The organism is Mycobacteroides chelonae CCUG 47445 (assembly GCF_001632805.1).
In the GTDB taxonomy this organism is placed as follows: domain Bacteria; phylum Actinomycetota; class Actinomycetes; order Mycobacteriales; family Mycobacteriaceae; genus Mycobacterium; species Mycobacterium chelonae.
In genome coordinates, this window is record NZ_CP007220.1 from 3,534,965 (window position 1) to 3,554,828 (window position 19,864).

Consider the following 19,864-nt stretch of genomic DNA (forward strand, 5'->3'; position numbering starts at 1 on the left):
ACTGTGAGGTCGGTGTGAATTTGCCAGGGCCGCTCGCTAATCCGCCCGGGTGAGCCCCAAAACCGGGATGACGCGGGTGGTCTTGCGTTCGTACTCGGCGAAGTTCTCAAAGCGCTCGGCCTGGAGCCTGTAAATCCTGTCGCGCTCCTCACCCACCACATCGCGCACCGCCACTGGATAGTGGTTGTCGCCGATCTCCACCGATACCCGATCCGGGTGAGCCAGCGCGTTGTAGTACCAACCGGAGCTGTTCTCCCGCCCATTGTTGGAGGCGAATACGTAGATCTCGCCACCCTCGCCGCCCGGCTGATAGGCCATCGGGTTCTGACGGGGCTGGCCCGACTTGGCACCCACGGTATGCAGGATCAGCATGTCGAATTGCGCAAAGAAGCCGCCGGCACCGCCTGTTTCGCGGATCTCGGTCATGACATTGGCGTGGAAATCGTTGGGCGTTGTCTCGGTCATGCCAGATACAATGTCAACTGGGCTGACACTATTCCGATCGCTGCAAGAAATCTTTGACAATTCTGTCGACGAACCCGCCGTCGACAGACTCACCCGTCACGATGACGCGGTAGTACAACGGCGCCACCAACCGTTCGGCCAGGCCAGCAACATCCGCATCGGCCGGCAGCTCCCCTCGCCGCACCGCACGCGCGATCGGAATCTGATCGCGCGCCTGCTGCTCACGTAGATAGCGGGCGCGGAACGCGTCGGCAAGCTGCGGATCATGCTGCGACTGGCCGATCAAGGCCCGGAACACCGCACCAGCGTCGTCGGTGGTGAGAAATCGTGCGGTGGCGGCCAAGTGGTGCCGCAGGTCGGCTTCGAGGCTGCCGAGGTCTGGCGGATCGAGCTGGAAGGCGGCATCTTCCAGAAAGACGTCCATCAACACGTCCGCCTTCGAATTCCACCATCGATAGACGGTCTGCTTGGCCACGCCCGCAGCCTTGGCGATGCCCTCCATGGTGACTCCGGCATAGCCCTTGGCGACCAGCAGATCATCAGCAGCGTGAATGACGGCCTCTCGCGCAGTCTCGCTGCGGCCATGGCGGTTACCGAAATGACGGCGCGCTTCATCGGGCTCGCGAGCCTTCGCCGTCTCATTCACAACACTCATCGAATCATCACTCTAGACTAGACGAGACGTTGCGTCTATTCTAAAACGCATGACAACAACACTTCATGAACCCCAATTCGCCACGATCGTGGACCGGCTCTTCGAGAACGCGTCGCATGATGCGCCCCCTGTCGACCGGGACACCTTCCACACAAAGTCCGTCGAAGAGCGCGTCGAGCTGTTCCAGAACACTTACGTCCCCATCGCGCCCGATGCCGGACGGCTGCTCTATAGCCTGGTCCGCGCGGCCAAGCCGAAGACGATCGTCGAGTACGGCCTGTCGTACGGCATCTCGACCCTGCATTCGGCCGCCGCCGTTCGCGATAACGGATTTGGACGCATCATCACCACCGAGATGAACACCACGAAGATCGCGGCTTCCCGCGCGACTTTCGCCGAGGCCGGGGTGTCCGACCTGATCACCATCCTGGAGGGCGACGCCCGCGAGACGCTGAAGACGGTTGAGGGGCCCATCGAATTTCTGCTGCTCGACGGCTGGCCGGACCTCGATCTGCCGATCCTCAAGCTCCTCGAGGACAAGCTGGCACCCGGCGCGCTCGTCATCGCCGACAACGTCGGATTTGAAAGCAGCAAGCCATATTTGGAGTACATCCGTACCCCAGAGAACGGCTATGTGAGTGTGGCCTCACCCATCGGGGAATGCATGGAGCTCAGCTGCCGTTGTGTGTAACGGTGCAATCTCACCCAAAGCGTTGGCGGCGGTCGTCTCGCCAAAGTCTCCCGCCGCCAACGCCTTCAGAACCACTCCAGGAAGGTGTGGCATGTTCAAATCTACCCTCGGCCTGTCGGCAGTGGCATGTACTTCGCTCGCATTGCTGTCTGCGGCGCCCGCTTCCGCGGGACCCAAATCCCCACAGACACCCAGCGAACTCGGTGCCCAGCTGCAATCGCAGGGCTATAAAGTTCAGTACGAACGAATCGGCAACTGCGCCTTGGACGCCGGCTCGGTAGTCGGCACCCGGATTGGCCCGGCGGTGTGGGCAGATACCACCACCCAGACCAAGGCCGGTGGCGGCGTTGGAGACGGAGCCGGAACCCGCGGAGGCGTCACGTGGAGCCACGATGTTGACCACCAGATCGCGTACATCACGGTGGCGTGCAAACGCGCCGCGAAGTGAACTAGTGGCGATTGGCAAATAATGGGATGCGTGAGCCGCCCCGGACACGTAGCATGCCTGAAATCATCAGTGCCGCAAGGTAGCTGACTAGTCTCCGGATAGAGGATTTCTGTCGTGACGACGTGGACCACCCGCGCCGAGCTTCCCGAGGATGTTTCGGCGATACGTGCGGTCAATATCGCGGCCTTCCCTGCCCATGACGAGGCCGACTTGGTTGATGCGTTGCGCGCGGATCCGGCGGCATGGATCGACGGTCTGTCCACCGTGAGTGTCGACACCGGGGGTGAAATCGTGGCCCATGCACTGCTCACCCGGTGCACCGTGGGCGCAGGACCCGCACTGGCCCTGGGGCCGTGCGCGGTGCTGCCACGGTGTCAGCGCACCGGGGCAGGTTCGGCGGCCATTCGCGCCGGCCTCGAGCGCGCACGCAGTCTCGGCGAGAACTTGGTCGTGGTGCTCGGGCATGCCCTCTACTACCCACGATTCGGATTCACACCGGCATCCGCCTTCGGTGTCAGCGCGGGCTTCGACGTCACCGATGACACGTTCCTCGCGCTGGCGTTAGACCCGCAGCGCGAAACGCCGCGCGGCCAGATCGTCTACCCGGGAGCGTTCGGGGTCTGACGGCCGCCTCAAGCAGAAGACCCCCCGGCATTCGGGGGGTCTTCTTTTGTGGAGCTGCCGGGAATTGAACCCGGGTCCAACGGCCGTTCATTAAGGCTTCTCCGTGCGCAGTTCGCTATGCCTCTACTTGGATCTCTCGGTCTCGCGAACAAGCCGAGATGACGATCCCAGTCGCTGTTTGATGTCCCTACGGGTCCCGCGACCGAACCCGTAGGTTTGTCCCTCTAGCTGATGCCAGGGTCCGGGCCGAGGGCGCTCCCGGTCTGACAGACACGCAGTCGCTTAGGCAGCGAGTGCGTAGTCGCGCTGATGAGAATCGGCGCTTAATTGGTTGCAATGACGCTTACGGTGGTCTCTTGCCTGCACCGGCACGCTTCCCTTAAGTCGAGACTCGCTGTCGAAACCTTTCAGCCCCGTCACCCCACCGACCTTCGGTGGGACACTCCATCGTACCGCCGCAAATCCATGAAGCCACCGAATTACCCGTCCACGCCACGGTAACGTGCGGGAAATCGCCAAACCTGGGGAGTCATCGCCATGCGCATGCTGCTGAGTACCTATGCCGCCATTGCGGCGGGTGCAACCGTATTCGCTGCTCAGGCGTCCGCCGAGCCGTCAGTACCCAGCCTTGACGGCTACACGGCGGTCGAGCCCACTGCCTTTGAGACGTATTCGGCGTACGCCACCACGGGTGTGCAGTTCCTCACCCCCGATGGCCTGCGCTGCCGCATCACCTCGAACTCCCGCGCCACCGGAGTCGACGGCACCTGCTGGGGCAAGCTTCCCGGCGTCGCGGGTGACGAGAACGTCGCCGCGGTGTCGCTCAATACTCCGACCGCGAGCCTGACCCACATGGCCGACCTGGGCCAGCAGGAGATCGTCGCGCGGCCCGACGCATCCCCGGCCGGACCGGCACCCGTGGACCCCAGCGCCTATCGGCCGCTGACCTCTGGCCAGAAGATCACCTACGGACTCAAGGGAACCGACAAGGTGATCACCTGCGGCGTGAGCGAGCAGCGCGAGACGATCTGCCTACTGCCCAACAATTTCACCGGTGACGGCCCACACGGATTCGTGCTCTCCCCCGCGGGCAGCCGAGCCTTCTAGCGCGCGTCTGCTAACACTTCCAGCGCGGCGTTGTATCCGGGGATGAAGGAAATCGCCGGTCCTCCATGACATCCCGCGCTCCCGAGATACAGGCCTTCGACGGGTAAGGGATCACCCCGGTATCCGCGTGGCCCCGGTCTGTTGACGCCGATCTGGTCCGCGTGCACCAGCCCGAAGCAGTAGTCGCCGCCCGGCGCCCCGAACATGGTGCCCATGTGACGGGGTGTGAAGGTGGTGTGCCGCAGCACCGTGTCCTTGAAATTGGGTGCCAGCCGGGAGATCTTGTCCATCACCCGCTCCCTCATCTCCACCTTCATCTCGCCGTATCGGGCGTGCCCCGTCTCCACGGGGAACCACAACGCGAACGCCGAGGCCGCGTGCTTACCCTCGGGCGCCAGCTGCGGGTCATGCAGGGACGGAATCTGGAACACCACCGCGGGATCGGCGGGCACGACACCCCGTCGACAGTCTTCCCACTGCGCCTGCAGCTCCTCGGGTGTGCTGTACATCCCGACCGTTGATTGCATCTCCGGAACGTTCAGGGCTTGATACGGCGCGGCGAACTCCGGCAGCGCGTCGAGAGCGAAGTGCATTTGCAGGTAGCTGCCGCGGTGATCAACCCGCGCGAACCGGTCACGCTGATCGGGTGGAACAACCGAGGAGTCCAACATCTCTGTCACGGTGATATCCGGTGCGACGGAAGAAATTACGACCGGCGCGGTAATTGTCGAGCCATCTTCCAAACCGACGCCGCTCACCCGACCGTCAGATGTCAGGATTTGGGTCACCTTGCTGCGCAGGCGCACTTCACCGCCATACCGGACGAAAAGCTCATGCAGGTGCGATGTCAACGCACCGATCCCGCCGCGGAGCTTTTTCATCTGCAACGCGGTCGCATCCGGCATCGCCAACCCGAAGGCCAATGCGGCGGCACTGCCCGGAGTTTCCGGACCGCGGTAGGTCATGTTGAGCGCCAGGAACGCCAGCATTCCGCGCAGCACGCCGTGTTTCTCCTTGTCGGGGAAATAGCGGTCCAACACATCGGTGACCGATCCGAAAAGCATGTCGTTGATGCTCGCCCGCTCGAATTCATTTGTTGCACAGGCGTACATCTCATCGAATGTTTTCGGCGGCTGCCCCACCTCAAATCGCCCCAATGCCCTCGTGGGCGCCTGGCTCCACGCCATGATCCCCGCCATGCCGTTGACCGCCTCGGCTCCGTGCACCTCGTTGAGATGGGTCAACAGCTTCATCGGATCGCTGTAGTAGACGAGCGGCTCATCGCCAATCCCCCTGAGTGCCACGGACACAACATCGAGGTCGACGGTCGGCAACGTGTCGAGCCCGAGATCGCGACTCAAGACGGCAGATGTCGGAAACTGGACGGATCCGGCGATCTCGAATCGGTAGCCGTCAAACAGCTCAACCGTCGAGGCCATACCGCCGGCGTACAACTTCGCGTCGAGGCACAGGGTGTGCAGCCCCGACTGCTGCAGCTTCGCCGCTGCGGTAAGTCCGTTGTGCCCCGCCCCGATCACGATCGCCTCGAAGTCCGCCATGCCTCACGCTGACATGGCCCCTAAGTTTTGTCAATAGTGACAAAACTTAGTTTCAGGATGCGTCGCCGAGTCCCGCCTTCAGGAAGTCCAGCGCGGTATGACTGAGCCGTGCAAGCTCCTCAGGCGAGCGATTCTCGCCCAGCATCCATGCATCCATGGCGCCGAAGACTGCCGCCGCAATGCTGCGCGCCGTCACGGTATTGCGCAGGCGCACATCGGGATTGGCGTCGCCATTACCATCGCGAACAAGATGCTCCTCGATCACCTCAGCGAACTCGGCCTCAACCTGCCGGATGTGCCGCACGATGCGCGCGCGGTCGAGCTCCTGGTTACGCAGCGTCGCGATCTTGACCACCGCGTCGACGTCATAAGGCGCACTGAAGATCGCCGACTCCACCGATTCCAGGATGGGCTCGCCGGGAATCCTGGCGTCCAGCGCGCTGCGAAACCATTCCAAACCGAGGTCGTAGTCCGGGAAGAGCAGGTCATGCTTGGACTCGAAGTGGCGGTAGAAGGTGCGCAGCGAGACTCCGGCATCCGCGGCGATCTGCTCTACCGAGGTGTCCTCCACGCCCTGACCGAGAAAGCGCACGATCGCCGCCTGCCGAAGGGCGGCACGCGTCCGCTCACTGCGCACGGTCTGGGCCGGTCTGACCATGCTCGAAAGGTACCGCAAGGATCACCCCAGACAAGTTATGTCACTATTGACAAAACTTCAGGACGCTGTCAGGCTCCGGACATGGTGTCGCTCATCGTGCACGCGATCCTCGGAATCGCCGTCATCGCGCTCATCGTCGCCTCGAATCGACCGATATTCGCCCGGACCGCAACGGGTTCCGCGTTATCGCTGCTCGAAATCGTGTACTACGCCGTCGGCATCGCCTCGATCGCACTGGGCTGGTACTTCAACATCCGGTACGTCGCCGAATACCACGTGTCCAACCCCATCACCGGCTGGATCGACTACATCAAGCTGATGTTCGTCAATCCCGCGGCAGGCTCGGCCAGCCAGGACTACACGATCGGCAATGTCATTCTGCTGCCGCTGATGACGATCATCGACGGGTACCGCCGCGGCATCCGGCGCCCATGGCTTTACTTCGTATCGAGCCTCTTCACGAGTTTCGCGTTCGCATGGGCCTTTTACCTGGTCACCGTCGAGCGCCAGCGCAGACACGAGAAGGCCTTGGCGGTGGCCGCGTAACCCGTTCGGGTTACATGCCTTTGGCGCGCCGTCCCAATTCGCGGGTGATCTCGCGGGTGGCGTCCCGCTTGGCTAGGTCCTGGCGCTTGTCGTGCGCCTGCTTACCGCGCGCCAACGCCAACTCCACCTTGACCTTGCCGTCCAGGAAGTACAGCGACAACGGCACCAGCGTCAGGTTGCCATCGCGGACCTTGCCGACCAGCTGATCAATCTGCGCTCTGTGCAGCAACAGCTTCCGGTTCCGCAGCGGTGCGTGGTTCGTCCAGGTTCCGTGGTCGTACTGCGGGATATGCAACGCGCGCAGCCAGACCTCGCCGTCATCGATGGTGGCGAAGGCGTCTACCAGAGACGCCTTACCCTCACGAAGGGTCTTGACCTCGGTACCCACCAGCTGCACCCCGGCCTCATAGACGTCGAGGATCGAATAGTTGTGCCGCGCCTTGCGATTGGACGCGATGATCTGGCGCCCGTCGGTCGGTTTCTTGCTCATCGCCAGGACCTATCTACGCACGTACAGACGCAAGGTCACGTAGGCGGTCACGCCGGCCAGCAGAATGCCCAGCGCCGCCATCTGAATCGATGCGAGGAACACATCTCCATAGGTGATCGGGGCGATCAGGTTGGCCTGAATGAACTGTTCCAACGCGCCGTTGAGGATGGTCACCCGGGCCACGATCAGACCGATCACCGCCAGCGCCACACCGGCAAGCGCCGCGATCACCGCCTCCAACAGGAACGGCAGTTGCGTGTACCAACGGGTGGCACCCACCAGCCGCATGATGCCCACCTCGGTGCGCCGGGTGTACGCGGCAACCTGAACCATGTTGGCGATCAACAGAACCGCACCGACAGCCTGAATCAGCGCGATCATGAACGCCGCATCACGCAGGCTGTTCAGGACCGCGAACAAGCGGTCGATCAGATCCTTCTGGTTGAGCACGCCCTTCACGCCGGGCTTGCCGACGAATGACTCATCGAAATCTGCGTGCGCCTCCGGGTTCTTGAGCTTGACGATGAACGAGGCCGGGAACGCGTCCTTGCTCACGTCCTTCATCAGGTCCCGGAACTGCGGCAGCCGCTTCTCGGCGTCCGCGTATGCGTCCTCACGGTTCACGAAACGCACCGACTTGATATCGGACCGCTTCTCGATCTCGTCGCGCAGGCCCTTGCAGATATCACTGCTGCAGTCCGTGTCGCTGGCCGACAGGTCCTCGGTGAGGAAGATCTGCGTCTCCACGCGGTCCAGGTAGATGGCCTTAGAGTTCTTGGCCAGCGATATCACCAGCAGACCACCGCCGAACAACCCGATCGCGATCGCGGTGGTGATGATCATCGCCACCGTCATGGTCACATTGCGACGCAGGCCGGTGAGGACCTCGTTGAACAGGAATCCAAAACGCATGTTCTATTCCACTTACCTATCTACCCCGTAGACACCGCGCTGCTCGTCGCGGATCAGCTTGCCGAGCTCTAACTCGATGACGCGTTGACGCATCGAGTCGACGATGTGATGGTCATGTGTCGCCATCAACACGGTGGTGCCGGTGCGGTTGATCCGCTCCAACAGCGCCATGATGTCCTCACTGGTCTCGGGGTCCAGGTTTCCGGTCGGCTCGTCGGCCAGCAGCACCAGCGGACGGTTGACGAACGCGCGCGCGATACCGACGCGCTGCTGCTCGCCACCGGACAACTCCGAGGGCAGCCGGCTGGCCTTACCGGTCAGGTTCACCATCTCGAGCACCTCGGGCACGATGCGGTTGATGATGTCGGTCTGCTTGCCGATCACCTCAAGCGCGAAGGCCACGTTCTCGTACACCGTCTTCTGCTGAAGCAGCCGGAAGTCCTGGAAAACACAGCCAATCGTCTGCCGAAGGTGCGGGATTTCGCGGCCGCGCAGCTTGTTGACGTGGAACTTGGAAACCTGGATTTCGCCCTTGGTGGGCAGCTCCTCGCCCAGCAGCAGGCGCATGAATGTCGACTTGCCCGAACCCGAAGGTCCGATGAGGAACACAAACTCACCCTTGTCGATCTCGAGGCTCACGTTGTCCAACGCGGGCCGAGCCGACGATTTGTAGAGCTTGGTTACCTTGTCGAGGCTGATCACGGCACGCCAGTCTAGCCGGGAAACCCGTGATGACCGTGAGGGCGCACTACGGCGCGGGACTCGGAGGCGTCGCGGGAGGTGCACCCGGCGGTGGCGGAAGCTGCGGCGGGACCAGCCAGGGGGGTAACCATCCGGGCGCCGGAGGTGGAGTTGTCGTCGGGGGTGTCGGCGGCGTTCCGCTCGGTGTCAGCGTCGGAAATGTCGTGACGATGGTGTTGGTGGGCTCCGTCGTCGTGGTCGTGGTGGGCGCCGTCGTGGTCGTCGGACGCCTCGTGGTGCTGGGCACCGGTCGCGGCGTGGTCGTGGTGACACTGGGCTTGGGCACCCAGGTGTATCCCGGCGGCGGCTGCGGAGGCGCCGGCTCCGGCTTGTTGATCTCGTACAGCCAGCTCGCCGAGACGAACGCAAGAATGAGCACGGCGGTCGAGGTGCGGATCCTGACCTTTGCCCGGATCTTGGCTGCCGAAGACAGGAGCTTTTCCCAGAACGGTTCCTGGCGAGGTTCACTCATTTGAGATCCTCGTCCTTCACGATCGGTTGGGGTTTGGTGTCGACGCCCTCGTCGCGGCCCTCCTCGCGCTTGGTGTCGCGTTTGAGCTCGCCGGAGCTCGACGACGACATGGTGCGCACCACCGGGCGACTGTCCCCCACCAACGCCACGCCCGCCTTGGCCAGCGCCGCGATGACCTTGGCACGCAGCCGTCGTCCCACCTCGAACTGCTTACCGGGCAGCGACCGCGCCACCATGCGCACGTTGACCCGGTCCACCTCGATGCTCTCCACACCCATCAGCGACGGGGCGTCGAGCAGCAGCTGCGACAGATCACGGTCCACCAGCGCCTGCTGGCAGACGTCGTACAACACATCGTTGACCCGGGCCAGGTCCACGCTCGTGGGCACCGGGATATCGACGACCGCGCGGGCCCAGTCCTTGGACAAGTTGACCGCCTTGACGATCAACCCGTTCGGAATGGTGATGACCTCGCCCTCACTGGAACGCAACTTGGTCACCCGCAGGGTGACCTCCTCGACGGTCCCGCGGGATTCGGTGGTCTGTCCCTGCACGTAGAGCTCCACCAGATCACCGAAGCCGTACTGCTTTTCGGTGATGAGGAAGAACCCGCTCAATAGGTCCTGGACGACGCGCTGGGCGCCGAAACCGAGCGCGCCGCCGAGTACCGCGGCGGGACCTGCGAGCCCGCCTATCGAAATGCCCAGCACCCCGACGACGTGCACGGTGGTGACGACAACGACCAGCACCACGACGATCCAGGAGACGACGGAGGCGAGTGCCTGGCGGTGCTTACTGGCCTCGGAGCGCACCAGCGCATCGCTCTGGGTGAACGAACGGTCCAGCCGGCGGGTGATCTTGTGCGCACCCCAGTTGATGAAGCGCACGAGGATCATCGCGCCCAGGACAGCGATGACGATCTGCAGACCACTGTCGAGCAGCCAGCGACCAACCTCGCTGGACCACAGGGTGTTCCAGCGCTCGTGGAGGCGAAGGCTCGCCGCGTTGAACTCGGTGGCGCTAGTCATCGCGCCTATTGCGCCACCGAATTCCCGCCTCGATGAATCCGTCGATGTCGCCGTCCAGTACCGCCGCGGGATTACCTACCTCGTACTCGGTACGGAGGTCCTTGACCATCTGATACGGCTGCAGCACGTAGGAACGCATCTGAGTGCCCCATGAACTGCCGCCATCACCCTTGAGCGCATCCATCTCGGCACGCTCCTCCTGCCGCTTACGCTCCAGCAGCCTGGCCTGCAGCACGCGCATCGCCGCGACCTTGTTCTGCAGCTGCGACTTCTCGTTCTGGCAGGTGACGACGATCCCCGTCGGGATGTGAGTCAAGCGCACCGCCGAGTCGGTGGTGTTCACCGACTGACCACCCGGGCCGCTCGATCGGTACACATCGACGCGCAGATCGCCTTCGGGAATGTCGATGTGGTCGGTCGTCTCCACCACCGGCAGCACCTCGACATCGGCGAACGAGGTCTGCCGCCGACTCTGATTGTCGAACGGACTGATGCGCACCAACCGGTGCGTGCCCTGCTCGACCGACAGCGTGCCGTAGGCGAAGGGCGCATGGACGGCGAAGGTCGCGCTCTTGATACCAGCCTCTTCGGCGTAGGAGGTATCGAAAACCTCGACGGGATACTTGTGCGCCTCGGCCCAGCGGATGTACATGCGCATGAGCATTTCGGCCCAGTCCGCGGCGTCCACACCACCTGCGCCGGACCGGATGGTGACCACGGCCTCACGCTCGTCGTACTCGCCCGACAACAGCGTCCGGACCTCCATGGCTTCGATGTCCTCGCGCAGTTTGGCGCGGTCGGCGTCGGCCTCTGCCACCACCGAGGGGTCATCGCCTTCCTCGGCGAGTTCGTAGAGCACCGGCAGATCATCGAGACGTTGCCGCAGTGCTTCCACACGCCGCAGCTCACCTTGTGCGTGCGAGAGCTGGCTCGTCACCTGCTGTGCGCGCGCCTGGTCATCCCACAGGTTGGGGTCGGCGGCGGCTTCTTCGAGTGTCTTGATCCGGGCACGCAGGCCGTCGACGTCGAGCACCCGCTCCACCGTGGTGAGGGTCGTGTCGAGGTCAGCGATGTCGGCTTGGCAGTCCAGATCCACAACTGTTCAGGCTACCGGGCTGACGGAGCGCAATATTCCGACCCGATGTCTAGGTGCTGGCGCCCTGCCTGCCATGGGTGATAGACGTGATGTGATCGGCGCTGTAGCGCAGACGATTGCCCGCGTCGATGACCTCGGCTTCGGTGAGACTGTCGCGTGTTCCCAGCACGCTGAGCATCACGGCGACCTCTCCCTCGGCGTTGAACACAGGCGCCCCCAGAAACCCGATCCGACGTGGCTCACTGAAGTCGATCGGCTCGCCCATGCGGGCCAACAGAGCGGCGAGCATCGACTGGATGATGTCGCGCTTCTCGCCGACGCTGCCGTGGCGGGCCGCCTCGCCGAACTGCATGTAGAACTTGTCGACACGATCACTGTGCACGGACGCGAAATATCCTTGCGTGCGAATGTCGGCCAGCATGGCCTGCATCCCGTCCCAGAGCTCGTCGGTAATCACCGGAGTAGCGCGAAGCAGCCATTGCCGCACATCCGCATCGGGCGCCCATGCCATGAACACCAGGCCCGCCGGCGCGCTGAGCCGAATGCGTTGCCCCACCTGGTAGCTGCCACCGCTGGGTGAGCGACCGTACGACGCGATCACCGCGACGTCCTCCCCCGCGATCATCGAACCCGTACACGCCGTGCCGAAAGCGGTGGCGAGTTGTTTCACCTCGGCGTCCACGACGTCGGCGATCTCAAATCGCGTCCGGGCGGCATGACCGGTGATCAGTAAGGAGGGACCGATCGAATATGTCTTGTGGCGGGGATGGCGAACGATGTATCCGGCCTCGGTGAGCGCCTGAAGTATCGCGAGCGTCGATGCCGGGTTGACGCCCACAGCCTCCGCGATCTCCGTCATCGACAGCGGCTGAACGGGCCGCGCCGCCAGGTAATCGAGAACCTGCGTTGCGCGCACGACCGCGGGTGCGGACTTCGTCATTTCCACCCCGATCCGACTATTCGGCTGTTATCATTCCGTCGAATTTGATATATCGAATTTCAACAAGAAATACAGTACTCAACTACTTAGCTACCCGGGGGACTCGAACGACATGTACTCCTTCGGGCGGCAGCTGGCCGCGCTACCAAGATCACGGTACGGGCCATGGGCCGTTATCGCGGCCGGAGAGACCGAAACGGCGACCGCATTCGCGCGCCATATCGCCGCGAACGGCATCAACGTGGTGCTCGCGGCGCACGGCGGACGGGCCGATGCCTACACACTGGCCGTGACCTCGGGCGTGAGCGTGCGCACCGCATCGCCCGACGTCTTCACCGGCGAGCTCGCCGCGGCGACCGACGATATCGACGTGGGCCTGCTGGTATGCATCACCGACGAAGACAGCGGCAGCAGCCGCTTCGGCGAACCCGTACTGAACCGAATGCGCACGCTCTACCTCACCCATCGATTTGGCCACCGCATCGCCGATCGCGGCCGCGGCGGCGTCATCATGGTGAGATCGCTAGCAACACAAAGGATTTCACACCACACTCAACCCCGCAGCGCCGACTCGACGTTTACCGCGGGCATTCGCGATGACCTGGACAAGCAGGGCGTCGAGGTGGCCCTGCTCGATGATTACGTGCCACACCGCCCCGCGATGGATGCCGACGACCTCGCGCTGATGGCGCTGGCCCGGCTAGGACGACGGCGCCACCGGCACTGCACCCACGAACGTGATCGGGTGGACCGTCGCACGGCGCGTGACGCCAACTGACCCACCGACGGTTGTGCACGCGCTGTTCAAATCGCCGTCCCTCCCTATCCAAACTGACGCACTGGTAAGTTCCTGACCGTGAGTCAGGATACGAACATCGCCCCCAAGACCGAGCTGCTTCACCCCACCCAGGACGACTTCGCCGAATTCGACGGCGAAACACGCCGACTCCTGAAGGCCACTGTCGACTGGTTCGAGAATCGCGGCAAGACGCGCCTGCTCAAAGACTATGTCGATAAGGTCTTCTACCAGGACTTCCTGGACTTCGCGGCGAGCGAGAAGCTGTTCGCAACCTTCCTCACCCCGGCCGCCGATGGCGCCGGGAACGCCGACAAGCGCTGGGACACCGCCCGGGTGGCCAAGCTGTCGGAGATCCTCGGCTTCTACGGCCTGAACTACTGGTACCCGTGGCAGGTGACCGTGCTCGGGCTCGGGCCGGTGTGGCAGAGCACCAACACCGACCCGCGCAAGCGCGCTGCCGATCTGCTCGACGATGGGGCCGTCGCGGCCTTCGGCCTGTCCGAGCAGGCCCACGGCGCCGATATCTACTCCACCGACCTGGTGCTCACTCCCGTCGAGGGCGGCGGATACAAGGCATCGGGCCGCAAGTACTACATCGGCAATGGCAACTGCGCCCGCATCGTGTCGGTGTTCGGCCGGGTCGAGGGCCGCGACGGACTGGACCAGTACGTCTTCTTCCTCGCCGACAGCGAGCACCCCAACTACACGGTGATCAAGAACGTCGTGCCGTCGCAGATGTACGTCGCCGAGTTCGAACTCGACGAGTACCCGGTCAGCGAGGACGACATCCTGCACGTCGGCGCCGACGCCTTCAGCGCCGCACTCAACACCGTCAACATCGGCAAGTTCAACCTGTGCTTCGGCGGCATCGGCCTGTCGACTCACGCCCTGTACGAGTCGGTCACCCACGCACACAACCGCATTCTGTACGGCAGCCCGGTTACCAAGTTCGACCATGTGCGCCGCGAGTTCGTCGACGCCTACGCCCGGTTGATGGGCATGAAGCTGTTCAGCGAGCGCGCCGTGGATTACTTCCGCACCGCCAGCCCCGAGGATCGGCGCTACCTGCTGTTCAACCCGGTCACCAAGATGAAGGCCACCACCGAGGCCGAGAAGGTGCTGGCGTTGCTGGGGGATGTCATGTCGGCCAAGGCATTCGAGGCCGAGACCTACACCACCGCGGCACGCATCGACGTGGCCGGCCTGCCCAAGCTCGAGGGCACGGTGGCCGTCAACCTGGCACTGATCCTCAAGTTCATGCCCGCCTACCTGCACCATTCCCAGGACCTCGCAGTCCCCGGAGTGCAGCTGGAAGCCCGCGACGACGAGTTCCTGTTCAACCAGGGGCCGGCCAGCGGTCTGGGCAAGGTCCAGTTCCACGATTGGCGCAAGCCGTTCGCGGAGAACGCCGGCATTCCGAATGTCGCGGCCTTCACCGAGCGCGCCGAGGCGCTGGCCACCTTGGTGGCCGCGGAGAAGGACGCCATCAAGAGCGCCGGACTGGATCTGCAGCTCAGCATCGGCGAGCTGTTCACCCTGGTGGTCTACGGCGGTCTGATCCTGGAGCAGGCCAAGCTGCGAGGTGCCGACGAGCAGCTCATCGACCAGATCTTCGAGATCCTCAACCGGGATTTCTCGCAGTACGCGGTCGATCTGATCGGCAAGCGCGAGGCCACCGCAACCCAACGGCAGTGGGCCAAGGACGTGATTTCAGAACCCGTATTCAATTCCGAACGCTTCGACGCGATTTGGAACCGGGTCGAGGCGCTGTCCGGCGTGTACGAAATGCGGGCCTAGTCCGCAGGTCTACCCGCGCACCCTCGTAACCGTCGCTAGCATCGGTGGGGTAACCCGTCCGCACAGGACCGCGGCCAGCCCCCTGTCGGCCAGCCCATAGCCGACGACAGCCGCTGCCCCCTGGCGGGCAGATAAGGATGGACGAGGGTGCGCGCCGTTCACGTCGCCATCGTCGGTGCGGGGCCCTCGGGCTTCTTTGCCGCCGGATCGCTGCTCAAACACCCCGATTTCGACGTGCATGTCGACATGCTCGAAATGCTGCCCACCCCTTGGGGTTTGGTTCGGTCCGGGGTTGCACCGGATCACCCCAAGATCAAGTCGGTCAGCGCGGTATTCGAGAAGACGGCAACGCACCCGCGCTTCCGGTTCTTCGGCAATATCGAAGTGGGAGAACAGATCACCGCCGAGGAGTTGGCGTCGCGCTACGACGCGGTGATCTACGCGGTGGGAGCCCAGTCCGACAAGCCCCTGGGCATCCCGGGTGATCAACTGCCGGGCTGCATCGCCGCCGTCGACGTGGTGGGTTGGTACAACGCCAATCCCACGTACCAGAAGGTGTCGGTCGACCTGTCGGGCGCACGCGCGGTGGTCGTCGGCAATGGCAACGTGGCGCTGGACGTCGCACGCATTCTGGGCATGGATCCGGAGACGCTGCACACCACGGACATCGCCGATCGCGCCCTGGATTCGTTGGACCACAACGCGATCCGCGAGGTTGTGATCATCGGCCGGCGCGGACCGCTGCAGGCCACCTTCACCCCGCTGGAGCTGCGCGAGATGGGCGATCTGCCCGGTGTCGACGTCGTGGTGGACCCCGACGACCTGGCCGACATCACCGATGAACAGTTGGCGGCCGCACCCAAGCCCACTCGCACCAACATCGACACCTTGCGCAAATTCTCGGAGCGGCCGCGCACCGAAGGCCATCGCAGAGTGGTGTTCCGGTTTCGCACCTCCCCCATCGAGCTGCACGGCGAGGCCGAGGTGGAATCAATCACTGTGGGCCACAACGAATTAGTAGATGAAGACGGGTACGTCGCGGCTCACGACACGGGTGAACGCGAGACGCTACCAACCCATTTGGTGGTGCGCGCCATCGGGTATCGCGGAGTTCCGGTGCCGGGGTTGCCCTTCGATTCCCGGCGCGGGGTCATCCTCAACAACGCGGGACGCATCGAGGGCCGCGAGAACGAGTATGTAGTCGGCTGGATCAAACGTGGTCCGGTCGGCGTCATCGGAACCAACAAGAGTGACTCGCAGGAGACAGTCGACACTCTGCTCGCGGATCTGACGACCGCCGACCTGGGCGCCGCACCCGATACCGCCGCCCTGGAGGAATGGCTTTTGGGTCACGAGCCACACATCGTGTCCCAGTCCGATTGGCTGACCATCGATTCGCATGAACGCGCAACCGGCGAGCCACAGGGCCGCCCCCGGGTGAAGCTCGAGACGGTGCCCGATCTGCTCGCCGCAACCGGACGACACGGCGAGCCATGACATTGGTCTTCGCCCAAGAGGCTCATCCGTGACCGTCCACATCGTGGTGTCACAGGTCATGCCCGCCAGCTGCGAGCGGACGTTCGACCTGCTCCACGATTACGGCCGACGACTGGAATGGGACACCCTGCTACGCCGCGCATCGGTGGAGGGCGGCAAGGCCGACGTTGGCAAGGTGGCCGTCTGTACCGCGCGCTGGATCCTGGGCGGCTCCGTCATGAATCGATCGACAGTGACGACACCGATCTCGCCGCCGAGCACCGCGAGGACATGTCGCTGGCGACGTACACGATGACCTTCACCTGTAGACCGGCGATCATCGAGCCCATCGCGGAGCGAATGTTCAAGCGCGAGACCGAGAACCGTCTCGCCGCATTGGCGAACTTCTTGCAGCAGACCGCCTAGCTACAGCGGCGGAGGTTCGTAGTACCGCGGCGGCGGTTCATGCCTCTTGGCCGGATCCTCCGTCGACGACGGGCGCTCGAAGGGCGCCGGAGGTGGTGGCGGCGTTGCGGGTGGCGGCGGTGGAGGCACCGGATCGATGTTTTCGATTGATGGCGGCCCGCTCGGATATTGCTGCGCAGTGGCGCCAGGCGGCGGGGCTAACAACACATCCCACCGCTCGGGATTCTTCGGCGAGTACAGCACCGGAATCAGGTCACCGATGCGCGGCCAATCGTTGACGTCTCGCACGATCTGCCGATAGGTGATGTATTCGGCGACCGTCGGACCATTGATCGCACCGGTGATCGTAACCAGCTGCCCACCCGTCGCCCCCTCGGGACGAGGGCTGACCCCGGTCACCAACAGGGTGCCTTGCGCTGCGTTCGTACCGGATTGCGCCTGCCTGCCGCGTCGCATCTGCATGATGACGAAAGCCAGCGAGCCGCCGATGAGCAGTAGCACCACGAATTCCCACACACGTCCATGGTAGGACTGCAGGCATGACGCCCACCGTCTCCTTGCGCGAAGATCGTCGGCTGGCACTCGAATTGGCCGATGCAGCCGATGAAATCACCACGTCGCGGTTCGGTGCGCTCGATCTGCGGGTGGACACCAAGCCCGACCTGACGCCGGTGACTGACGCAGACACCTCGGTGGAGTCGGTTCTGCGCTCCCTGCTGCATCGATCCCGCCCAGCAGACTCGGTGTTGGGTGAGGAATACGGCGGCGAGGCCGCCTTCAGCGGTCGGCAATGGGTGATCGATCCGATCGACGGCACCAAGAACTTCGCACGCGGCGTCCCCATCTGGGCCACGCTCATCGCGTTGCTTGAAGACGGCGTACCCGTGGTCGGGGTGATCAGTGCCCCGGCGCTGTCCCGCCGGTGGTGGGCGGCGGACGGGCTCGGTGCCCATCGCCGGGTCGGGTCCGGCCAGGACGAGCCGATCCGTGTCTCCGGAGTCGACCAGCTGGCGTCGGCCAGCCTGTCGTTCTCCAGCCTGTCGGGCTGGGCCGACCGCGGTACGCGCGATCGATTCATCGACTTCACCGACGCGGTGTGGCGGGTCCGGGGATACGGCGACTTCTTCTCGTACTGCCTGGTGGCCGAGGGAGCGGTCGACATCGCGGCCGAGCCCGAGGTCTCGTTGTGGGACCTGGCCGCGCTGGACATCCTGGTCCGCGAGGCCGGCGGCACCTTCACGAATCTGGCCGGTGAACCCGGCCCACATGGCGGTAGCGCCGTCGCAAGCAACGCATTGCTGCACGAGGAAGTACTGCGCGCCCTGTCCTGAGCGCCCGTCTTCTCGCACTCCCAGCGCCGCTCGGCAGCGGTAGTTCCCGCGTGCCGCGGGGTTCATCGGTGTGACATGCACCTCGTTTTGTGCGGACCTTACCGCTTAGTAAGATACGGTTCTTACTTCGGAGTAAGGTAACGATCAGTTACTCCGGCAGAACCCCACTTTGACCCCAGAAACGGCTGGTGACATGACCAACACGTTGACCCCGCGCGACGAGAAGAAGGCCGCCAAGAGCAAGAGTCTGGCGAAACACGAGACCGGCGTAGGCCTCCAGAAGCACAAGCGCGGCGCGATCGACATCCTCATCGCGGTGCTGACCCCGATCGCGGGTTCGGAGCTGCTGGACAAGTACAACCTGCGCGGAGCCTTCAACAAGGGCATCTTCGAGACCACGAAGGGCTTGTTCACCACCCTCGGCGTTGCCAACCGCACCTTCAAGAAGGTGACCGGCAGCAAGGGCGCCCCCAAGCGCCTCGACAAGGCGAACGCCGACTACTTCGACCTCACTCCCGAGGACGAGCAGAAGATGATCGCCGACACGGTGAAGGAATTCGCCGTCGAGGTCATCCGCCCGGCCGCCTACGAGTCGGACAAGAACAAGACCTACCCCGCCGATCTGCTGAGCAAGGTCGCCGAGCTGGGCGTCACCGCCATCAACATCCCCGAGGATTTCGACGGCATCGCCTCGCAGCGCTCGACCGTCACCAACTCGCTTGTCGCCGAAGCCCTCTCATACGGTGACCTGGGTCTGGCACTGCCGATCCTGGCGCCGTCGGGTGTGGCTTCCGCGCTGACCAACTGGGGCAGCGCCGACCAGCAGGCCACCTACCTCAAGGAGTTCGCGGGCGAGAACGTGCCGCAGGCCTCTGTCGTGATCGCCGAGCCGCAGGCACTGTTCGATCCGTTCAGCCTGAAGACCACCGCCACCCGCACCCCCAGCGGTTTCCGCCTCAACGGCGTCAAGTCGCTGGTTCCCGCTGCGGCGCAGGCCGAGCTGTTCATCGTGGCCGCCAACTACAACGGCCGCCCGTCGCTGTTCATCGTCGAGTCCGGCACCGAGGGCATCACCGTCGAGGAAGACCCGAGCATGGGTATCCGCGGCGCGGCCCTGGGCCGGCTGAACCTGAACAACGTCGCGGTTCCCGCCGCAGGCCTGCTGGGCGAGGACGCAGCCGGAGAGTCCGACTACTCCGAGGCCGTCGCACTGGCTCGTCTCGGATGGGCATCCCTGGCGGTCGGCACCGGCCAGGCCGTGCTGGACTACGTGATCCCCTACGTCAAGCAGCGCGAGGCGTTCGGCGAGCCCATCGCCCGCCGCCAGGCAGTTGCCTTCATGTGCGCCAACATCGCCATCGAGCTCGACGGCCTTCGTCTGGTGACCCTGCGCGGTGCTTCCCGCGCCGAGCAGGGCCTGCCGTTCATCCGCGAGGCCGCCCTGGCTCGCAAGCTGGCAACCGACAAGGGCATGCAGATCGGCCTCGACGGCGTGCAGCTGCTCGGCGGCCACGGCTTCACCAAGGAGCACCCGGTGGAACGCTGGTACCGCAACCTGCGTGCCATCGGTGTCGCCGAAGGCGTCGTAGTCCTCTAAGCCCCG

23 protein-coding genes and 1 other RNA gene are annotated in these 19,864 nt (G+C 64.1%); 12 read left to right on the forward strand and 12 right to left on the reverse strand.

Annotation, left to right across the window (positions count from 1 at the left end; all coding sequences use genetic code 11):
* Window positions 1–36 precede the first annotated feature (36 nt).
* Together BB28_RS17305 and BB28_RS17310 are read right to left on the reverse strand one after the other, a co-directional pair.
* Complete coding sequence (locus BB28_RS17305) at window positions 37–465, reverse strand: nitroreductase family deazaflavin-dependent oxidoreductase (RefSeq protein WP_046254391.1); 429 nt, start codon at window positions 463–465, stop codon at window positions 37–39.
* 28 nt (window positions 466–493) lie between these two features.
* On the reverse strand, window positions 494–1,120 hold the full coding sequence (locus BB28_RS17310; RefSeq protein ID WP_109550507.1) for a TetR/AcrR family transcriptional regulator: 627 nt from the start codon (window positions 1,118–1,120) through the stop codon (window positions 494–496).
* 49 nt (window positions 1,121–1,169) lie between these two features.
* On the opposite strand from BB28_RS17310, the gene BB28_RS17315 reads away from it, so the two are divergent.
* The 3 genes from BB28_RS17315 to BB28_RS17325 all read left to right on the forward strand — a co-directional run bounded on the left by BB28_RS17315 (window position 1,170) and on the right by BB28_RS17325 (window position 2,883).
* Entirely contained in the window at window positions 1,170–1,811 is a 642-nt protein-coding gene (locus BB28_RS17315) for an O-methyltransferase (RefSeq protein ID WP_046254393.1), read from the forward strand.
* Window positions 1,812–1,902: 91 nt separating this feature from the next.
* Window positions 1,903–2,259 carry a hypothetical protein gene (locus BB28_RS17320; RefSeq protein ID WP_044105227.1) on the forward strand — a complete coding sequence of 119 codons (357 nt, stop codon included), beginning with the start codon at window positions 1,903–1,905 and terminating at the stop codon, window positions 2,257–2,259.
* Between the two features lie 114 nt (window positions 2,260–2,373).
* The gene (locus tag BB28_RS17325) at window positions 2,374–2,883 is read left to right on the forward strand and encodes a GNAT family N-acetyltransferase (protein ID WP_046254394.1); all 510 of its coding nucleotides are present in this window, start codon (window positions 2,374–2,376) and stop codon (window positions 2,881–2,883) included.
* A gap of 46 nt (window positions 2,884–2,929) precedes the next feature.
* On the opposite strand, the gene ssrA is transcribed toward BB28_RS17325, so the two are convergent.
* Window positions 2,930–3,298: a transfer-messenger RNA gene (gene ssrA, locus BB28_RS17330) on the reverse strand.
* Window positions 3,299–3,420: 122 nt separating this feature from the next.
* Here ssrA and BB28_RS17335 point away from each other — a divergent pair.
* The gene (locus tag BB28_RS17335) at window positions 3,421–3,990 is read left to right on the forward strand and encodes a hypothetical protein (protein ID WP_046254395.1); all 570 of its coding nucleotides are present in this window, start codon (window positions 3,421–3,423) and stop codon (window positions 3,988–3,990) included.
* Here the strand turns inward: BB28_RS17335 and BB28_RS17340 are convergent.
* Window positions 3,987–5,549, reverse strand: a complete 1,563-nt coding sequence (locus BB28_RS17340; RefSeq protein ID WP_046254396.1) for a phytoene desaturase family protein — start codon at window positions 5,547–5,549, stop codon at window positions 3,987–3,989. The genes BB28_RS17335 and BB28_RS17340 overlap by 4 nt on opposite strands.
* Window positions 5,550–5,601: 52 nt before the next feature.
* Window positions 5,602–6,207: a TetR/AcrR family transcriptional regulator gene (locus BB28_RS17345; RefSeq protein ID WP_046254397.1), complete on the reverse strand. Its 606-nt coding sequence runs from the start codon at window positions 6,205–6,207 to the stop codon at window positions 5,602–5,604.
* Between the two features lie 81 nt (window positions 6,208–6,288).
* On the opposite strand from BB28_RS17345, the gene BB28_RS17350 reads away from it, so the two are divergent.
* A complete protein-coding gene (locus BB28_RS17350; protein WP_046254398.1) occupies window positions 6,289–6,753 on the forward strand; it encodes a DUF2834 domain-containing protein in 465 nt (154 codons plus the stop codon).
* Between the two features lie 10 nt (window positions 6,754–6,763).
* Here BB28_RS17350 and smpB read toward each other — a convergent pair whose 3' ends face one another.
* From smpB to ftsE, 3 genes are read right to left on the reverse strand one after another with little or no spacing between them, the layout of a single operon-like run.
* Window positions 6,764–7,243 (reverse strand): SsrA-binding protein SmpB, encoded by a 480-nt coding sequence (gene smpB, locus BB28_RS17355; RefSeq protein WP_030096994.1) that lies wholly within the window; start codon window positions 7,241–7,243, stop codon window positions 6,764–6,766.
* Window positions 7,244–7,252: 9 nt separating this feature from the next.
* The gene (gene ftsX / locus BB28_RS17360; protein ID WP_046254399.1) at window positions 7,253–8,155 is read right to left on the reverse strand and encodes a permease-like cell division protein FtsX; all 903 of its coding nucleotides are present in this window, start codon (window positions 8,153–8,155) and stop codon (window positions 7,253–7,255) included.
* A gap of 12 nt (window positions 8,156–8,167) precedes the next feature.
* Window positions 8,168–8,857, reverse strand: a complete 690-nt coding sequence (gene ftsE, locus BB28_RS17365; RefSeq protein ID WP_046254400.1) for a cell division ATP-binding protein FtsE — start codon at window positions 8,855–8,857, stop codon at window positions 8,168–8,170.
* A 29-nt stretch (window positions 8,858–8,886) separates the two neighbouring features.
* Here ftsE and BB28_RS25270 point away from each other — a divergent pair, with 29 nt between their 5' ends.
* Complete coding sequence (locus tag BB28_RS25270; protein ID WP_064393529.1) at window positions 8,887–9,372, forward strand: hypothetical protein; 486 nt, start codon at window positions 8,887–8,889, stop codon at window positions 9,370–9,372.
* Here the strand turns inward: BB28_RS25270 and BB28_RS17375 are convergent.
* The 3 genes from BB28_RS17375 to BB28_RS17385 are packed head-to-tail and all read right to left on the reverse strand — an operon-like array spanning window position 9,365 to window position 12,432.
* Window positions 9,365–10,396 carry a mechanosensitive ion channel family protein gene (locus BB28_RS17375; protein ID WP_046254401.1) on the reverse strand — a complete coding sequence of 344 codons (1,032 nt, stop codon included), beginning with the start codon at window positions 10,394–10,396 and terminating at the stop codon, window positions 9,365–9,367. The two genes, BB28_RS25270 and BB28_RS17375, sit on opposite strands and share 8 nt — an antisense overlap.
* Complete coding sequence (gene prfB / locus BB28_RS17380) at window positions 10,389–11,492, reverse strand: peptide chain release factor 2 (protein ID WP_030096989.1); 1,104 nt, start codon at window positions 11,490–11,492, stop codon at window positions 10,389–10,391. Before prfB ends, BB28_RS17375 begins: the two co-directional genes overlap by 8 nt.
* 49 nt (window positions 11,493–11,541) lie before the next feature.
* Window positions 11,542–12,432 (reverse strand): IclR family transcriptional regulator, encoded by an 891-nt coding sequence (locus BB28_RS17385; RefSeq protein WP_046255939.1) that lies wholly within the window; start codon window positions 12,430–12,432, stop codon window positions 11,542–11,544.
* 112 nt (window positions 12,433–12,544) lie between these two features.
* Here BB28_RS17385 and BB28_RS17390 point away from each other — a divergent pair, with 112 nt between their 5' ends.
* From BB28_RS17390 to BB28_RS17405, 4 genes are all read left to right on the forward strand, one after another.
* Entirely contained in the window at window positions 12,545–13,210 is a 666-nt protein-coding gene (locus tag BB28_RS17390) for an SDR family oxidoreductase (RefSeq protein WP_046254402.1), read from the forward strand.
* 78 nt (window positions 13,211–13,288) lie between these two features.
* A complete protein-coding gene (locus tag BB28_RS17395; RefSeq protein ID WP_046254403.1) occupies window positions 13,289–15,028 on the forward strand; it encodes an acyl-CoA dehydrogenase family protein in 1,740 nt (579 codons plus the stop codon).
* A gap of 147 nt (window positions 15,029–15,175) precedes the next feature.
* Complete coding sequence (locus BB28_RS17400; protein WP_046254404.1) at window positions 15,176–16,525, forward strand: FAD-dependent oxidoreductase; 1,350 nt, start codon at window positions 15,176–15,178, stop codon at window positions 16,523–16,525.
* 117 nt (window positions 16,526–16,642) lie between these two features.
* Window positions 16,643–16,930 carry a hypothetical protein gene (locus tag BB28_RS17405; protein WP_046254405.1) on the forward strand — a complete coding sequence of 96 codons (288 nt, stop codon included), beginning with the start codon at window positions 16,643–16,645 and terminating at the stop codon, window positions 16,928–16,930.
* Here the strand turns inward: BB28_RS17405 and BB28_RS17410 are convergent, their stop codons facing one another.
* Window positions 16,931–17,446, reverse strand: a complete 516-nt coding sequence (locus tag BB28_RS17410; RefSeq protein WP_046254406.1) for a hypothetical protein — start codon at window positions 17,444–17,446, stop codon at window positions 16,931–16,933. It lies immediately after the preceding gene.
* Window positions 17,447–17,469: 23 nt separating this feature from the next.
* On the opposite strand from BB28_RS17410, the gene hisN reads away from it, so the two are divergent.
* Complete coding sequence (gene hisN / locus BB28_RS17415) at window positions 17,470–18,261, forward strand: histidinol-phosphatase (RefSeq protein WP_046254407.1); 792 nt, start codon at window positions 17,470–17,472, stop codon at window positions 18,259–18,261.
* 193 nt (window positions 18,262–18,454) lie between these two features.
* A complete protein-coding gene (locus BB28_RS17420) occupies window positions 18,455–19,858 on the forward strand; it encodes an acyl-CoA dehydrogenase family protein (RefSeq protein ID WP_046254408.1) in 1,404 nt (467 codons plus the stop codon).
* The last annotated feature ends 6 nt before the right edge of the window (window positions 19,859–19,864 follow it).

Bases quoted from the DNA above. Each gene is read 5' to 3' on its own strand.
- BB28_RS17310 (WP_109550507.1), bottom strand. From the start codon at position 1,120: ATGAGTGTTGTGAATGAGACGGCGAAGGCTCGCGAGCCCGATGAAGCG.
- BB28_RS17405 (WP_046254405.1), top strand. From the start codon at position 16,643: ATGGGACACCCTGCTACGCCGCGCATCGGTGGAGGGCGGCAAGGCCGA.
- BB28_RS25270 (WP_064393529.1), top strand. From the start codon at position 8,887: ATGACCGTGAGGGCGCACTACGGCGCGGGACTCGGAGGCGTCGCGGGA.
- BB28_RS17375 (WP_046254401.1), bottom strand. From the start codon at position 10,396: ATGACTAGCGCCACCGAGTTCAACGCGGCGAGCCTTCGCCTCCACGAG.
- BB28_RS17385 (WP_046255939.1), bottom strand. From the start codon at position 12,432: ATGACGAAGTCCGCACCCGCGGTCGTGCGCGCAACGCAGGTTCTCGAT.
- smpB (WP_030096994.1), bottom strand. From the start codon at position 7,243: ATGAGCAAGAAACCGACCGACGGGCGCCAGATCATCGCGTCCAATCGC.
- BB28_RS17320 (WP_044105227.1), top strand. From the start codon at position 1,903: ATGTTCAAATCTACCCTCGGCCTGTCGGCAGTGGCATGTACTTCGCTC.
- BB28_RS17345 (WP_046254397.1), bottom strand. From the start codon at position 6,207: ATGGTCAGACCGGCCCAGACCGTGCGCAGTGAGCGGACGCGTGCCGCC.
- BB28_RS17315 (WP_046254393.1), top strand. From the start codon at position 1,170: ATGACAACAACACTTCATGAACCCCAATTCGCCACGATCGTGGACCGG.
- BB28_RS17350 (WP_046254398.1), top strand. From the start codon at position 6,289: ATGGTGTCGCTCATCGTGCACGCGATCCTCGGAATCGCCGTCATCGCG.
- BB28_RS17335 (WP_046254395.1), top strand. From the start codon at position 3,421: ATGCGCATGCTGCTGAGTACCTATGCCGCCATTGCGGCGGGTGCAACC.
- BB28_RS17390 (WP_046254402.1), top strand. From the start codon at position 12,545: ATGTACTCCTTCGGGCGGCAGCTGGCCGCGCTACCAAGATCACGGTAC.
- BB28_RS17340 (WP_046254396.1), bottom strand. From the start codon at position 5,549: ATGGCGGACTTCGAGGCGATCGTGATCGGGGCGGGGCACAACGGACTT.
- BB28_RS17305 (WP_046254391.1), bottom strand. From the start codon at position 465: ATGACCGAGACAACGCCCAACGATTTCCACGCCAATGTCATGACCGAG.
- hisN (WP_046254407.1), top strand. From the start codon at position 17,470: ATGACGCCCACCGTCTCCTTGCGCGAAGATCGTCGGCTGGCACTCGAA.
- BB28_RS17420 (WP_046254408.1), top strand. From the start codon at position 18,455: ATGACCAACACGTTGACCCCGCGCGACGAGAAGAAGGCCGCCAAGAGC.
- ftsX (WP_046254399.1), bottom strand. From the start codon at position 8,155: ATGCGTTTTGGATTCCTGTTCAACGAGGTCCTCACCGGCCTGCGTCGC.